This window comes from Paracoccus sp. C2R09 (assembly GCF_018860625.1).
Lineage (GTDB): Bacteria > Pseudomonadota > Alphaproteobacteria > Rhodobacterales > Rhodobacteraceae > Paracoccus.
The window spans coordinates 221,895-236,275 of record NZ_JAHKQB010000007.1; the positions used below are offsets into that span (position 1 = coordinate 221,895).

A 14,381-nucleotide genomic window follows, 5' to 3' on the forward strand; every position below is an offset into this window, starting at 1 on the left:
TTAGCCCGGACCATTGTCGGGCCAAGAAGGATTTTGGCTTTTCCCATGTTTCCACATCTTGAACTGGAGGTTTGCGTCGACAGCCCCGACAGCTTGTCGGCGGCCGTCGAAGGCGGTGCGGACCGGATCGAGCTCTGCTCGGCGCTCGGGCTTGGGGGGCTGACGCCCGGGCCGGGCATGATCGCGCTGGCGCGGGACTGTCCGCTGCCCTGTCATGCGATGATCCGGCCCGCGCCGGGCGATTTCCTGCCCCGGACAGGTGGGATGCAGGCGATCCTTGCGGATATCGCCGCGATGCGTGCGGCGGGTCTTGCGGGGGTCGTCATCGGCATCATGACGCCGCAGGGCGATCTGGATGCCGATGCGCTGCTGCGCTGTCGCGACGCTGCCGGGGACATGGACATCACCATCCACCGGGCGATTGACCTGTGCCGCGATCAGATGGCGGCCTTGGAGATGGCGGTCGGCATGGGTGCGCGCCGGATCCTGACCTCGGGAGCGGCACCGACGGCCATTCAGGGCGCGGAACGTATTGCGGCGCTATGCGTGGCCGCAGCAGGGCGGATCCAGATCATGGCGGGCAGTGGCGTCGATGACGGCAATGCCCGCGCGCTGGTCGCGACAGGGGTGGATGCGCTGCATGGCTCCTGCGCGGGGGTGGACGGGGCGCAGCAGGATTGCAGCGCCATCGGGATCGCCCCGCGCAAGGTGACCACCGCCGCGCGGGTCCGGTCCCTTAAAAAAATAATGGAAGGCGGAAGGTAGCAGGGTGAAGATAGGAATAATCGGACTGGGCGCGCGGATCGCGGCATTGATCCCGGAATTTGCCAAGGCGGACCCCAAGGCCAGCTTTGTCGCGGTCGCAGATCCGGGCCGCGACCGAGCTGCGGTCTTCGACGGTACCGGATCGGCACCGGAATGGTTCGAGGATGCCGAAACCATGATGGCACAGGGCCGATTCGACCTGCTGCTGATCGGATCCCCGAATTTCCTGCATCTGGAACATCTTCGCCTGGCCCTGGCATCCGATACCCCGCATATCTTCGTCGAGAAGCCTGTCGTCATCTCCGAAGAGGAAACCCTCGAACTGGCGCGGTTGATGGCGGCGCATGACGGTGTGAACCGGCTGATCGTGGGGCTGGTCCTTCGCTATTCGCCGCTGTTCCGCGCCCTTCGCGCCGCGCAGAAGGACGGTCATATCGGCGAGATCATGTCGATGGAGGCCGCCGAACATATCGGCCCCTATCACGGCAGCTTCTTCATGCGCGACTGGCGGCGCGACAGCGCCCTGTCGGGTGGTTTCATGCTGGAAAAATGCTGCCACGATCTGGACCTGTATCAGGCCGTTGCGGGCAGCCGTCCGGCGCAGGTCGCAAGCTTCGGCGGCCGCAAGAAGTTCCTGCCAGCCAATCGTCCCGACCGCGCGCCCGCCTATCTGGACAGGATGAGCCCGCGTTGGGGCGGGGCCGATGACGCATTTTCGGGGCAGGGGGATCTGGTCGACTACCAGACCGCGATCATCCGCTATGAAAACGAAGCGACGCTGTCCTTCCACACCAATCTGAACGTGCCGGACGAATATCGCCGTTTCATGGTGGCGGGCCGCGACGGCATGGCCGAGGGCGACTTCATCCGCAACACCTTCCGCGTGACGCTGTCCGATACCGGCGAACAGATCACCCGCGACGACCGCGTGACCGACGCCCCCACCTCGAACGAGGGGCATTACGGGGCCGATCGCGCGATGGCGCAGGACATCATGGCCCATGTCAATGGCGCGAAGGACCGCCTTGCGCTGAGCTGCGTCGAGGCGCTGGAGGCCGGGCTGACCGCCATGGCCATCGACCGCGCCATGCAGACCCGCAGCACCGTCGACCTGGCCGGCATCTGGGCCGCCTTCGATGCGGCACTTGCCGGAGAGGAGGCCGCATGACACGTCGCTTCGACGCTTTCCCCTATCTTCTGCTGCTGCCGGCGGCACTGCTGACGCTGACCATCGTCGCATGGCCCCTGTTCGAAACCTTCCGCCTGTCCTTCACCAACGCCTCGTTGCGCCCGACCGAGGAATATGTGGGCTTTGCCAATTACGTCGAGATCTTCGAGGATGATTTCTGGGAGGTGATCCAGCGCACCTTCGTCTGGATGTCGCTCAGCGTGGTCTTCAAGATGATCATGGGCGTCATCGGGGCGGTGCTGCTGAACGCGGCCTTGCCCGGACGCACGCTGTTTCGCGTGCTGATCATGCCGCCCTGGATCGTGCCCGTGGCCATCGGGGTCTTCATGTGGTCGTGGATGTACAACGGTCAGTTCGGCATGATCTCGGGGGTGGCACAGAAGATCGGGCTGTTGTCGGGCCCGTTCGAATTTCTGGCCTACAAGCAGTCGGCCTTTATCGCGACCGTCGTCACCGATGTCTGGGTCGGCACACCGCTGGTGTCGCTGTACCTGCTGGCGGCGATGCAATCCATCCCGAAGGAACAATACGAGGCCGCATGGGTCGACGGGGCCAGCCGGTTCTATCGCTTCCGCCGGATCACGCTGCCGCTGCTGGCACCGGCCATCTTCACGATGGGGCTGTTGTCGGCCATCTGGACCTTCAATTCCTTCGACATCATCTGGATCCTGACCGAGGGCGGACCGCGCGGCGCGACCACCACGATGATCATCGACACCTACAAGACCGCGATCAGCCGGTTCCGTTTCGGCGAAGGTTCGGCCCGTGCCGTGATGATCCTGATCTGCATGACGGCCTTTGCGGCGGTCAACCTTGCGCTGATGGCGCGTCGCGGCCGCAAGACGGGGGCAGGCAAATGATCGACAAGTACAAATGGTGGGAAAAGGTCGGCATCTATTTCGCGGTGGCCTGCTTCCTGATCTTCGTTCTGGCCCCCTTCGCCGAGGCGCTGATGGTCTCGCTGCGTCCGATCGAGGCGGTGTTCCGCGCGCCTTACCGCTTCTTCACGCCCGACATGACCTTCCAGGCCTATATCGACATGTGGACGAACGTGCCGGGGCTGCCGCGATACATCGCCAATTCGTTCTTCATCTCTTGTGCGGTGACGCTGCTGGCGCTGGCCTGCATCATTCCCGCCGCCTATTCCGTGTCGCGCTTCGACTACATGTGCCGCGACACGATCCTGATGGCGTTCCTGGCCGTCAACATGATCGGGGCGGCGGTGCTGATCGTGCCGCTTTACAAGATCATGCTGCTGCTGGGGTTGCTGAACACCTATTGGGCGATGATCATTCCGGGCGCGGCCTTCACCGTGCCCACGGGCATCTTCCTGATGCGCAGCTATTTCCTGCGCATCCCGAAAGAGCTGGAGGAGGCCGCCTATGTCGATGGCGCGTCGCGGCTCTATACGCTGTGGCGGGTGATCCTGCCGGTGGCGGCGCCGGGCATCATGGTCGTGTCGATCACCGTCTTCATCACCGCCTATGCCCAGCAGTTCCTGTTCGCGCTGACCTTCAATTCGGTGGACGCCTATCACCCGCTTCCGATGGGGCTGTACCAGTTCTTCGGGCGTGAACAGGTCGTCTACAACGAACTGATGGCAGCCAGCCTGGTGGGCATCCTGCCGGTGCTGATCCTCTATGTCTTTCTGCAGAAATACATCGTGGCCGGTCTGACCGCCGGCGCGGTCAAGGAATGAGCCCGGTTCAACGGGCCGCCAACCAACCGAACAACCAACGGAGAGTATCCATGAACCTCAGAACTGTCCTTCTTGCGGGCGCGGCGATCACCGGCCTGTCGCAGGCCGCCGCCGCCCAGGAGACGCTGCACTTCATCAATTGCGGATCCGACGACGCGGCCGAAGCCGCCGTCCAGGCCGAACATGTCGCCGCATGGCAGGCCGAGAATCCCGGCTTCGAGGTCAACATGGAATACGTTCCCTGGGGTCAGTGCCAGGAAAAGGCGATCACGCTGGCAAGCGCGGGTGCCCCGGCCGCCATGGCCTATCTGGGCAGCCGCGCCCTGCCGCAGCTTGCCGAGGCCGGCCTGATCCGCCCGGTCGAGCTGTCCGAGGAGGAAGCCGCCAGCTACGAGCCCTCGGTCCTGTCGACGGTGCAGTTCGACGGCAACACCTGGGGTGTGCCGCGCGCATTCTCGACCCGCGGGCTGTTCTACAACAAGGACCTGTTCGCCGAGGCCGGGCTGGACATGCCCGACGGCCCGCAGACCTGGGACGACATGATGACCGCCTCGAAGGCCATCACGGAAAAGACCGGCGCGCGGGGCCTGGGCATCGCTGCGGCATCCTTCGACAACACGATGCACCAGTTCCTCAGCTGGTTCTATGCCAATGGCGGCGAGGTGATCGACGCGGATGGCAATGTCGTCTTCGACAGCCCCGAGGCGGTCGAGACGTTCCAGTTCTACGCGGACATGGTCCCCTATGTGCAGGACGGCCCCATCGCCTATGAGCGCGGCAAGCTGGAGCCGCTGTTCGCGGACGGCCAGATCGCGATGATGCAGCAGAGCTTCGGCTTCCGCGCGCGGACGGGCGACGTGAATTACGGCGTGACCTGGATCCCGACCGGCCCGAGCGGAGAGGGTCATTCGACGCTGCTCATCTCGGACAGCCTGGCGGTGTTCGAAGGGTCGGGCGTGGAGGATGCGGCCATGTCGCTGGCCAAGTTCCTGACCGCCACCGATCGCCAGGCCCAGTTCGACGATATCGGCGGCTGGACGCCCGTGCGCGACACCGAGACGACCCGCGCCCTGCCCGAGAAGGACCCGAACTGGACCTACTTCCTCGGTTCGGTTGCCGATGGCGGCCCCGAGCCGCAGGTGGTCGATTACACCGCGATGCAGGACGTCATGAACGAGGCGATCCAGGGCGTCCTTCTGGACGAGATGACCCCCGAGGAGGCCGCAGCCGAGGTTCAGGACGAACTCGAAGACCTCATCGACTGAACCGGACGATCACGGGGGCCCCGTTCATGGGGTCCCCGCCCCTGACAGGAGCACCCATGGGACAATTGAAGCTGGCTGGCGTCACCAAGAATTTCGGCACTGCCAAGGTCATCAAGCCGACCGACCTGTCCATCGAGGAAGGCGAGTTCGCGGTCTTCGTCGGCCCATCGGGCTGCGGCAAGAGCACGATGCTGCGGATGATCGCGGGCCTCGAGGAGATCACCTCGGGCAGCATCGAGATCGACGGCAAGCGGATCAACGACCTGCCCCCGGTCAAGCGCGGCATCTCGATGGTGTTCCAGTCCTACGCGCTCTATCCGCACATGACGGTCTACGAGAACATCGCCTTTCCGCTGCGCGTCGCGCGGATGCCCAAGGACGAGGTGGACCGCCTGGTGCTGAAGGCCGCCGACGTGCTGAAACTGCGCGAACGGCTGGATCACAAGCCGGGCGCGCTGTCGGGCGGCCAGCGCCAGCGCGTGGCCATCGGCCGGGCCATCGTGCGTGAACCGCAGATCTTCCTGTTCGACGAACCGTTGTCGAACCTGGACGCGGCCCTGCGCGCCGAGATGCGGGTCGAGCTGTCGCGCCTGCACAGCAAGCTGGGCAACACGATGATCTATGTCACCCATGATCAGGTCGAGGCGATGACCATGGCCGACAAGATCGTCGTGCTGCGCGATGGCCGGATCGAGCAGGTGGGCAGCCCGCTGGAACTGTTCCACAAGCCGAAGAACCGCTTCGTCGCAGGTTTCATCGGCACGCCCAACATGAATTTCCTGCCCGTCCGCTGCACCGGCACGGGCGAGGGGGGCGTGACCGTGGCCCTGCCGAACGGGGGCGGTGCGACCATCCCGGTTCCCACCGCGGGCGCACAGGCGGGGCAGGATCTGGTGCTGGGTATCCGGCCCGACGACCTGCGCCCCGCGGGCGATACGGGCGGCCTGCGCTTCCTTGCCGATGTGGTCGAACGTCTGGGCAACCAGGCCGTGATCTATGGCAATTGCGAAGGCGATGCGACGGCGCAGATCTGCATGATCGCGGATGGCGCGATCGACATCCGTCCGGGGCAGGCGCTGGATATCGGCTTCGATCCGGCCAAGGCGCATCTGTTCACCGCCGAGGGCGATGCCTTCGACCGGCAGGTCGATCTGCGCGCGCTGGCGGCACTGGCCTGACGGGATGCGTATCGTCATCCTTCCGACGGCCGACGAGGCGGTGGAACGGGCGGTCGATCTGATCGCCGCCCAGCTGCGCGCGGTTCCGCATTCGGTGCTGGGGCTTGCCACGGGCGGCACGATGGAGCCGGTCTATGACGGCCTCATCCGCCGCCACCGCGCGGGCCTCGGATTTGCCGGGGTCACGACCTTCAATCTGGACGAATATGTCGGGCTGGGCCCCGATCACCCCCAAAGCTATGCCCATTACATGCGCGAGCGCCTGTTCCGGCATGTCGATATCGACCCCGCGAATTGCTTCGTGCCGTCGGGGCTTGGCGATCCTGCCGCATCCGCAGATGCGTTCGAGGCACTGATCGCCGGCCGGGGGCCCTTGGATCTTCAGCTGCTGGGCCTGGGCGCAAACGGTCATATCGGCTTCAACGAACCGGGCAGCTCGCTCGGGTCGCGCACGCGCGAGAAGCTGCTGAGCCCCGACACGATCGAGGCGAATCGCAGGTTCTTCGCCGAAGGAGAGGCCGTTCCCGAAACGGCGGTCACGATGGGCATCGCCACCATCCGCGAGGCGCGTTCGATCCTGGTGCTGGCCACGGGTCGCCGCAAGGCCGCAGCGGTCCGTGCCATGGCCGAAGGGGCCGTCACGGCCTTCTGCCCGGCGTCGATCCTGCAGATGCATCCGCAGGTCCAGGTCGTCATCGACGCCGAGGCCGCGTCCGAATTGGCGCTGAAGGATCACTATCTTCGCGCCGAGGAGATCCAGTCGGCCCGCGAAGCCCGACGCTGATCCGCACCCCTTGCGCGGCTTCCCGACCCACAACCGGTCGGGGTCGGGCAAGATCGGGAAAACGATGGTGACCCCGGCAGGATTCGAACCTGCAACCTGCCCCTTAGGAGGGGGCTGCTCTATCCAGTTGAGCCACGGGGCCGCCGCGCCCTGAATATCTGCGACCGGGCGGCTTTGGCAAGCGGTGATCCGGCGGCTGTTGTGGCAGGTCGTGAGCCGCGCTAACATGACGCGCCTGCAACGGACGGGCCTGCAACACCGGAAACGACATCACATGATCCCTACCAGACCTCGACGCCCGCTGACCCTTCGCGATGTGTCCGAGGCTTCGGGGGTTTCCGAGATGACCGTCAGCCGCGTCCTGCGCAACCGGGGCGACGTGTCGGCCGCGACGCGCGAAAAGGTGCTGACCGCCGCCAAGATGCTGGGATACGTGCCCAACAAGATCGCGGGCGGCCTGGCCAGCCAGCGGGTCAACCTGGTGGCCGTGGTCATTCCGTCGCTGTCGAACCTGGTCTTTCCGGACGTGCTGGGCGGGATCTCGGCGGAACTGGATGATACCGGGCTGCAACCGGTCATCGGGGTCACCAACTATTCCCCCGCGCGCGAGGAGATGGTGCTCTACGACATGCTGTCCTGGCGGCCCTCGGGGGTGATCCTTGCGGGGCTGGAACACAGCAAGGCCGCACGCGCCATGCTGCAGAACTCGGGCATTCCCGTGGTGGAGATCATGGATACCGACGGCGAGGGGATCGATACGCTGGTGGGCATCAGCCATATCCGCGCCGGCCGCGAGATGGCCGAACGCATCATCGCCGCGGGCTATCGCCGGATCGGCTTCGTGGGCACGCACATGCCCGAAGATCACCGCGCCCGCAAACGCCTGCTGGGCTTCGAGGAAGGCCTGGCCCGCGCGGGCATCCAGCTGGAGGCGCGCGAATATTACCAGGGCGGATCGTCCCTGCTGAAGGGGCGCGAGCTGACCGAACGCATCCTGTCGCGCGCGCCCGAACTGGATTTCCTCTATTTCTCGAACGACATGATCGGGGCAGGGGGGATGCTGCACTGTCTCGATCAGGGATACGACGTGCCGGGGCGGATCGGGCTTGCGGGCTTCAACGGTGTCGATCTGCTGGACGGGCTGCCGGTGCGGCTGGCCACGACCGATGCGCGCCGCGTCGATATCGGGCGTCGTGCGGCCCGGCTGGTGGCGGGCAAGGATACCCGCCCCGAGGATCGCGTGATCTCGTTGACGCCGACCTTCATTCCGGGCGACACGATCCGCGCGGCAGGCTGACACGGCTGCTTGTGGCCGGGATGCGCAGCGCATATCTGTTGGGCATGCGCATTCCCGTATTGTCCCCGCTTCTGTCCCGCAAGCCGCGCGTCGCGGTCATTCGCCTGACGGGCGCCATCGGTGGCGCCGGCCGTGGCGGAGGGTTGAACGACGCCGCATTGGCCCCGCTGATCGAACGTGCCTTCCGGCGCGGCAAGCCGGTCGCCGTGGCGCTTGCGATCAATTCTCCCGGCGGCTCGCCCGTGCAATCCTCGCTGATCGGCGCCCGCATCCGGCGCGTCGCCGATGAGACCGGCGTGCCCGTCCACGCCTTCGTCGAGGACATGGCCGCATCCGGTGGCTATTGGCTGGCCTGTGCGGCCGACCGGATCTGGGCCGATGAAAGCTCGGTTCTGGGGTCGATCGGCGTCATCTCGGCGGGCTTCGGTTTCCACGAGCTGATCGACCGGTGGGGGATCGAGCGCCGCGTCCACACGGCGGGACAGTCGAAATCCACCATGGACCCGTTCCGCCCCGAGAAGCCCGAGGATGTCGCGCGGCTGAACAACATCCTGCTGCCCATCCACGAAGCCTTCAAGGACCATGTCCGCAACCGCCGCGGCGACCGGCTGGACGGCGAACGCGATCTGTTCACGGGGGAATTCTGGGCAGGCCGCGAATCCGTGCGCCTGGGCCTTGCCGACGGGATCGGTCACCTGGTCCCGAAGATGAAGGAGCTTTACGGCGAGAAGCTGCGCTTCGATGCCCTGGGGCTGCGGCGGCCGCTGCTGCGCCGCCTGGGCCTGTCGGCCGATGCGGTCTTCGACGCGGCCGAGGAACGTGCCGCGTTCCAGCGTTTCGGAACCCGCGCATGAGCGTTCGCGTCGTTCTTCTGTTCCTTCTGGTGATGGTCGGCATGGCCATCTTCAAGGGCCCGCCCTTCCGCAGGGCTTTGCGCAAGATATTCGGGATCGGCAAACGTGATCGTTGAAATTCTTCTGGTTCTTGGCGGCCTGATCCTTCTGGTCGTCGGTGGCGATCTGCTGGTCAAGGGCGCGGTCAATCTGGCATTGCGGCTGGGCATCACGCCGCTGGTCGTGGGTCTGACGGTGGTGGCCTTCGGCACCTCGGCCCCTGAACTGCTCGTGTCGCTGTCGGCGGCGCTCAAGGGATCCAGCGGGATCGCCCTGGGCAATGTCGTCGGATCGAACGTGGCCAATGTGCTGGTCATCCTTGGCGCCACGGCGCTGATATCGGGCATTCCGACGCGCGGGCACGATCTTCGCGAAAGCTGGGCGATGATGATGGGGGCCTCGGTCCTGCTGATCGCGCTGGCCTTCACCGGCATCATCGGACGGGTCGAGGGGCTGTTCCTGCTGGCGGCGCTTGCGCTGATCCTGTGGCGGCAATTGACCACCGGCAAGGCCGAGGATGTCGACGAGATCGAGGGCGCGGCCCTTGGCGCGACATGGCCGCGGATCGCCCTGTGGCTGGTGGCGGGCCTGATCACGCTGCCCTTGGGCGCGAACCTGCTGGTGGCCGGCGCGACCGAGATCGCCCTGGCCTTCGGGATCAGCGACACGGTGATCGGCCTGACGCTGGTGGCCATCGGGACGTCTCTGCCGGAACTGGCAGCCTCGGTCGCCTCGGCGATGCGGGGGCGGGCCGACATGGCCCTGGGCAACGTCGTGGGGTCCAACATCTTCAACCTGCTCGCGATCCTCGGGATCACCTCGGTGGTGGCACCGCTTCCGGTCCCGCCCGAGATGCTGCGCCTGGACCTGTGGGTGATGCTGGCAAGCTCGGCCCTGCTGATGCCGTTCCTGTTCCGGGGAATCCGGATCGGGCGCGTCGCCGGGGCGCTGCTGCTGGCCTGTTACGGAACCTATGCATGGATATTGCTGTGAAGGGTGTCGCACTTGTCACCGGGGGCGCCAAGCGGCTGGGGCGCGCGATGGCGCTGGAACTGGCGCGGATGGGCCATCCGATCGCCGTCCATTATGCCGGATCCGCCGAGGCTGCCGAGGCGACCGCGGCCCGGATCCGCGAGCTTGGCGTCGCGGCCGAGACGTTTCAGGCCGATCTGCTGGATCGCGATGCGGCGGCAGGTCTGGTCGGGCGTGTCGCCGCCGCAATGGGGCAGTTGACCGTGCTGGTCAACAACGCCTCGATCTTCGATCACGACGACATGGCCAGCGCCTCGATGGAGGGCTGGGACCGGCACATGGACAGCAACCTGCGCGCGCCCTTTCAGCTGATGCAGGCATTCGCGGCGCAGGCGCCCAAGGCACGCGCCGACGAGAATGGCGAACCCGAGGCGCAGGCTGTCGTGGTCAACATGGTCGATCAGCGGGTGTTGAAGCCCACGCCGGAATTCATGACCTATTCCATCGCCAAGGCCGGGCTGTGGTGGCTGACGCGCACCGCCGCGCAGGGCCTTGCGCCGGATGTCCGCGTGAACGCGATCGGGCCTGGGCCGACCCTGCAGGGCGCGCGGCAATCGGATGCGCATTTCGCCGGACAGCGCGCCGCGACGGTCCTTGGGCGCGGTTCGGACCCGCGGGGGATCTGCGATGCGCTGCGGTATCTGGTATCCGCAAGGGGCGTCACGGGGCAGCTGATCTGCGTGGATGGCGGCCAGCATCTGGGCTGGAAGACCCCCGATGTGCTGGGCGTGGAATAGGCGCGGGGCTTTCCCCAAGGTCCGCTTTGTCCACGCGCAAGTTAACGTTCTGTGCATGGACCGGATTCTTCCATTTATTTCCGACGCTTCTGCTGTGGATGAAAAAATAGTTCAATGAAATCAATGGCCTTGTATGGTGCCTAAAGAACGGGCAGTTTCACCCAACTGTAATGATTGCTGGGTGGGACAGGGTTGTCTCACAGGACACCCACAGAGTTATCCACAGAATCCGTGGAAAGACTCTGCCTTGCCAAGGCACCCGGAAACTTGCAGCCGACGCAGAGAATCACTTTCTTGAAGCCATGACCCAGAAAACCGGCCACGCCCTCATCCAGGATTATGTCAGAACGCTCGACGGCAGCCCCGGCGTCTATCGGATGCTGGATGCGCAGGGGGCGGTTCTCTATGTCGGCAAGGCGCGCGACCTGAAGGCGCGGGTGTCAAACTATGCCCGCCCATCGGGGCATTCGGCGCGGATCGCGCGGATGATCCGCGAGACCGCCAGCATGATGTTCCTGACCACGCGCACGGAAACCGAGGCGCTGCTGCTGGAACAGAACCTGATCAAGCAGCTGAAGCCGCGCTACAACGTGCTTCTGCGCGACGACAAGTCGTTCCCGAACATCCTGGTGGCCAAGGGGCACGCATTCCCGCAGATCAAGAAGCATCGCGGGGCAAAATCCGAGAAGGGCGATTACTACGGTCCCTTCGCCAGCGCGGGGGCGGTGAACCGGACGCTGACGCAGCTGCAGCGGGTGTTCCTGCTGCGCAACTGCACCGACAGCGTGTTCGAATCCCGCACGCGCCCCTGCCTTCTGTTCCAGATCAAGCGCTGCAGCGGCCCCTGCGTGGGGCGCATCGACGAACAGGCCTATGGCGCGCTGGTGAACGACGCGGAGCGGTTCCTGCAGGGCAAGTCCACGACCATCCAGGCCGATCTGAAGGCCGAGATGGCCGAGGCGGCGCAGGCGATGGAATACGAACGCGCCGCCGCCCTGCGCGACCGGATCAAGGCGCTGACCGCCGTGCAGTCGGTCCAGGCCATCAACCCCAAGGGCGTGGCCGAGGCCGACATCATCGCGCTGCATATCGAAGGGGGGCAGGCCTGCCTGCAGGTCTTCTTCATCCGCGGCAACCAGAGCTGGGGCAACCGCGATTTCTATCCCCGGCTGGGCGGTGCCGAAAGCCCGGACGAGGTGATGCAGGCCTTCCTCGTGCAGTTCTACGACGACAAGCCGCCACCGCGTCAGGTGATCCTGTCGCACGCCCCCGAAGACCCCGAGCTTGCGGGCGACATCCTGTCCGAACGCGCCGGGCGCAAGGTCGAGCTGCTGGTCCCGCAACGCGGAGAGAAGCAGGAGCTGGTCACGAACGCCCTGCGCAACGCCCGCGAGAGCCTGGCCCGCCGCATGTCCGAGAGCGCGACCCAGCTGCGCCTTCTCGAAGGTCTGGCCGAGGCGTTCGATCTGCCCGGCCCGCCCCGCCGGATCGAGGTCTACGACAACAGCCACATCATGGGCACGAATGCGGTCGGCGGCATGATCGTCGCGGGCCCCGAGGGCTGGATCAAGAACCAGTACCGCAAGTTCAACATCAAGGGCACCGAGATCACGCCGGGCGACGATTTCGGCATGATGAAGGAGGTTCTGACCCGCCGCTTCGCCCGCCTGCTGAAGGAGGATCCCGACCGCGCGACCGAAGCCTGGCCCGACCTTCTGCTGATCGACGGCGGTGCGGGGCAGGTCAGCGCCGTCCACGAGATCATGGCCGAGATGGGGGTCGAGGACATCCCGATGATCGGCGTGGCCAAGGGCGTGGACCGCGACCACGGCAAGGAGGAGTTCCACCGCCACGGCCAGCGCCCCTTCGCGCTGCGGATGAACGACCCGGTCCTGTATTTCGTCCAGCGCCTGCGCGACGAGGCGCATCGCTGGGCCATCGGCACCCATCGCGCCAAGCGCGCGAAATCGGTCATGTCGAACCCCTTGGACGAGATCGCGGGCATCGGTGCGGCCCGCAAGCGGGCGCTGCTGACCCATTTCGGCAGTGCCAAGGCCGTGGGGCGGGCGGGGCTTGCCGATCTGCAGGCGGTCGAGGGAATCTCGGCCGCGATGGCGCGGAAGGTGCATGACCACTTCAATCCGAAGGGCTGAGGCGGGCGGAAATCCGCACCCTGTCGAAAGGGTATGTGGCTACCGCGCAACAGGGCGGGATTCGCGCTAAGGTTGCTGTCCACCCCGAACACAGGAGACTGCCATGCCTTTCCTCCGTTCCTTCGGTCCCCTTGCCGATCGCCGTCCCTGCCATGCCCCCGTCGATGCGACGGGCGCGGGCGGCCAGCGTCTGACCGGCCTTCTGACCGACATCAACATCTCAGGCAGCCAGCCCGCATTGCAGGTCCGCGCGGCCGACGGGTTCAACTGGACCGTCGATCTGTCCAGCCATGCACGAAATCGTGCGGCGGGCCTGGAAGACGCGCCGATCCTGCCCGGCGACCCGGTCGAGGTCTTCGGCAATGCCAGCGGATCGCTGGGCGAATACCGCATTCGGGCGCATCGGCTGATCATCGCGGGACGCCGGTTCGACCTGCCCGAAGGCTGCGCCGAACCGGCCTGATCGGCGCCTTCGCCCTTTCCAAGACGGCGGGCAGGGATTAGCGTGCCATCATGCGCTGGACCCTGCCCAATATCCTGACCCTGTTGCGTCTTGCCGCCGCCCCGGCGGTGCCGCTGATGTTCCTCTATTTCCATCGCCCCTGGGCCGACTGGGCGGCGTTGACGCTGTTCGTGCTGGCGGCGGTGACCGACTGGTTCGACGGCTATCTTGCCCGCGCCTGGAAGCAGGAGAGCCGCTTCGGCGCGGCCATGGACCCGATCGCCGACAAGGCGATGGTCGTGATCGCGCTGGTGGTGATCACCGGCTATTCCGGGATGAACCCCTGGCTGATCCTGCCCGTCGCGGTGATCCTGTTCCGCGAGGTCTTCGTGTCGGGCCTGCGCGAATATCTGGGCGACCGGTCGCGCAATCTTGCGGTCACCAGCCTCGCGAAATGGAAGACCACCGTGCAGATGGTGGCCATCGCGGTCCTGTTCCTGGGAACGGGGCTTGCCTATGTCGAGGTCGGAAGCCCGCCCCGCGTGGGCGAGACCGGCCTTGTCTGGTCGGGCAGCATGGCCGCGCTTGCCACGCAGGCGGGGCTGGCGCTGATCTGGATCGCGGCGGGCCTGACCTTCTGGACCGGCTGGGACTACTTCACCAAGGCGCTGCCCTTCCTGAAGGAACCGGGCAATGACGCTTGAGATCCTCTATTTCGCATCGCTGCGCGAACGGGTGGGCGTTTCGCGGGAAACCGTCGCAAGCGATGCCGCGACCGTCCGCGACCTGATCGCGGAACTGGGCGCGCGCTCCGATGCCCATGCCGCGGCCTTCGCCGACCCGGCCGCATTGCGCTGCGCGGTGGATCAGGAACTGGCGGGCCTCGATGCGCCCCTGGCAGGCGTGCGCGAGCTGGCCTTCTTTCCGCCCATGACCGGCGGCTGACC

15 protein-coding genes and 1 tRNA gene are annotated in these 14,381 nt (G+C 65.9%); 15 read left to right on the top strand and 1 reads right to left on the bottom strand.

Annotation, left to right across the window (positions count from 1 at the left end):
• The first annotated feature begins 45 nt into the window (after positions 1 to 45).
• The 7 genes from KO490_RS01580 to nagB are packed head-to-tail and all read left to right on the top strand — an operon-like array spanning position 46 to position 6,880.
• Positions 46 to 765: a copper homeostasis protein CutC gene (locus KO490_RS01580; RefSeq protein ID WP_216017634.1), complete on the top strand. Its 720-nt coding sequence runs from the start codon at positions 46 to 48 to the stop codon at positions 763 to 765.
• Positions 766 to 769: 4 nt separating this feature from the next.
• A complete protein-coding gene (locus tag KO490_RS16620; RefSeq protein WP_216017635.1) occupies positions 770 to 1,933 on the top strand; it encodes a Gfo/Idh/MocA family protein in 1,164 nt (387 codons plus the stop codon).
• Positions 1,930 to 2,814, top strand: coding sequence for a carbohydrate ABC transporter permease (locus KO490_RS01590; protein WP_216017636.1), 885 nt, complete (start codon positions 1,930 to 1,932; stop codon positions 2,812 to 2,814). The genes KO490_RS16620 and KO490_RS01590 overlap by 4 nt, the downstream gene beginning before the upstream one ends.
• Complete coding sequence (locus tag KO490_RS01595; protein WP_216017637.1) at positions 2,811 to 3,653, top strand: carbohydrate ABC transporter permease; 843 nt, start codon at positions 2,811 to 2,813, stop codon at positions 3,651 to 3,653. Before KO490_RS01590 ends, KO490_RS01595 begins: the two co-directional genes overlap by 4 nt.
• A gap of 50 nt (positions 3,654 to 3,703) precedes the next feature.
• On the top strand, positions 3,704 to 4,918 hold the full coding sequence (locus KO490_RS01600; protein WP_216017638.1) for a sugar ABC transporter substrate-binding protein: 1,215 nt from the start codon (positions 3,704 to 3,706) through the stop codon (positions 4,916 to 4,918).
• A gap of 56 nt (positions 4,919 to 4,974) precedes the next feature.
• Positions 4,975 to 6,096: an ABC transporter ATP-binding protein gene (locus KO490_RS01605; protein WP_216017639.1), complete on the top strand. Its 1,122-nt coding sequence runs from the start codon at positions 4,975 to 4,977 to the stop codon at positions 6,094 to 6,096.
• 4 nt (positions 6,097 to 6,100) lie between these two features.
• On the top strand, positions 6,101 to 6,880 hold the full coding sequence (gene nagB / locus KO490_RS01610; RefSeq protein WP_216017640.1) for a glucosamine-6-phosphate deaminase: 780 nt from the start codon (positions 6,101 to 6,103) through the stop codon (positions 6,878 to 6,880).
• A gap of 65 nt (positions 6,881 to 6,945) precedes the next feature.
• Here nagB and KO490_RS01615 read toward each other — a convergent pair.
• Positions 6,946 to 7,022, bottom strand: a tRNA-Arg gene (locus KO490_RS01615).
• Positions 7,023 to 7,154: 132 nt separating this feature from the next.
• Between KO490_RS01615 and KO490_RS01620 the strand changes: the two genes are divergently transcribed.
• The 8 genes from KO490_RS01620 to moaD all read left to right on the top strand — a co-directional run bounded on the left by KO490_RS01620 (position 7,155) and on the right by moaD (position 14,379).
• Entirely contained in the window at positions 7,155 to 8,177 is a 1,023-nt protein-coding gene (locus tag KO490_RS01620; protein WP_216017641.1) for a LacI family DNA-binding transcriptional regulator, read from the top strand.
• A gap of 20 nt (positions 8,178 to 8,197) precedes the next feature.
• Positions 8,198 to 9,031 (top strand): S49 family peptidase, encoded by an 834-nt coding sequence (locus KO490_RS01625; protein ID WP_252726941.1) that lies wholly within the window; start codon positions 8,198 to 8,200, stop codon positions 9,029 to 9,031.
• A 105-nt stretch (positions 9,032 to 9,136) separates the two neighbouring features.
• A complete protein-coding gene (locus KO490_RS01630) occupies positions 9,137 to 10,063 on the top strand; it encodes a calcium/sodium antiporter (RefSeq protein ID WP_216017642.1) in 927 nt (308 codons plus the stop codon).
• A complete protein-coding gene (locus KO490_RS01635) occupies positions 10,048 to 10,839 on the top strand; it encodes an SDR family oxidoreductase (protein WP_216017643.1) in 792 nt (263 codons plus the stop codon). Before KO490_RS01630 ends, KO490_RS01635 begins: the two co-directional genes overlap by 16 nt.
• A 302-nt stretch (positions 10,840 to 11,141) precedes the next feature.
• Positions 11,142 to 12,992, top strand: a complete 1,851-nt coding sequence (uvrC, locus tag KO490_RS01640; RefSeq protein WP_216017644.1) for an excinuclease ABC subunit UvrC — start codon at positions 11,142 to 11,144, stop codon at positions 12,990 to 12,992.
• 103 nt (positions 12,993 to 13,095) lie between these two features.
• Positions 13,096 to 13,455 (top strand): hypothetical protein, encoded by a 360-nt coding sequence (locus KO490_RS01645; RefSeq protein WP_216017645.1) that lies wholly within the window; start codon positions 13,096 to 13,098, stop codon positions 13,453 to 13,455.
• 50 nt (positions 13,456 to 13,505) lie between these two features.
• Complete coding sequence (pgsA, locus tag KO490_RS01650) at positions 13,506 to 14,138, top strand: CDP-diacylglycerol--glycerol-3-phosphate 3-phosphatidyltransferase (protein ID WP_216017646.1); 633 nt, start codon at positions 13,506 to 13,508, stop codon at positions 14,136 to 14,138.
• Positions 14,128 to 14,379 (top strand): molybdopterin converting factor subunit 1, encoded by a 252-nt coding sequence (gene moaD / locus KO490_RS01655; protein ID WP_216017647.1) that lies wholly within the window; start codon positions 14,128 to 14,130, stop codon positions 14,377 to 14,379. Before pgsA ends, moaD begins: the two co-directional genes overlap by 11 nt.
• The last annotated feature ends 2 nt before the right edge of the window (positions 14,380 to 14,381 follow it).

Coding starts and splice junctions, on each gene's coding strand:
- KO490_RS01580 (WP_216017634.1), top strand. CDS start 46: ATGTTTCCACATCTTGAACTGGAGGTTTGCGTCGACAGCCCCGACAGC.
- KO490_RS01590 (WP_216017636.1), top strand. CDS start 1,930: ATGACACGTCGCTTCGACGCTTTCCCCTATCTTCTGCTGCTGCCGGCG.
- KO490_RS01595 (WP_216017637.1), top strand. CDS start 2,811: ATGATCGACAAGTACAAATGGTGGGAAAAGGTCGGCATCTATTTCGCG.
- KO490_RS01600 (WP_216017638.1), top strand. CDS start 3,704: ATGAACCTCAGAACTGTCCTTCTTGCGGGCGCGGCGATCACCGGCCTG.
- KO490_RS01605 (WP_216017639.1), top strand. CDS start 4,975: ATGGGACAATTGAAGCTGGCTGGCGTCACCAAGAATTTCGGCACTGCC.
- nagB (WP_216017640.1), top strand. CDS start 6,101: ATGCGTATCGTCATCCTTCCGACGGCCGACGAGGCGGTGGAACGGGCG.
- KO490_RS01620 (WP_216017641.1), top strand. CDS start 7,155: ATGATCCCTACCAGACCTCGACGCCCGCTGACCCTTCGCGATGTGTCC.
- KO490_RS01625 (WP_252726941.1), top strand. CDS start 8,198: ATGCGCAGCGCATATCTGTTGGGCATGCGCATTCCCGTATTGTCCCCG.
- KO490_RS01635 (WP_216017643.1), top strand. CDS start 10,048: ATGGATATTGCTGTGAAGGGTGTCGCACTTGTCACCGGGGGCGCCAAG.
- uvrC (WP_216017644.1), top strand. CDS start 11,142: ATGACCCAGAAAACCGGCCACGCCCTCATCCAGGATTATGTCAGAACG.
- KO490_RS01645 (WP_216017645.1), top strand. CDS start 13,096: ATGCCTTTCCTCCGTTCCTTCGGTCCCCTTGCCGATCGCCGTCCCTGC.
- pgsA (WP_216017646.1), top strand. CDS start 13,506: ATGCGCTGGACCCTGCCCAATATCCTGACCCTGTTGCGTCTTGCCGCC.
- moaD (WP_216017647.1), top strand. CDS start 14,128: ATGACGCTTGAGATCCTCTATTTCGCATCGCTGCGCGAACGGGTGGGC.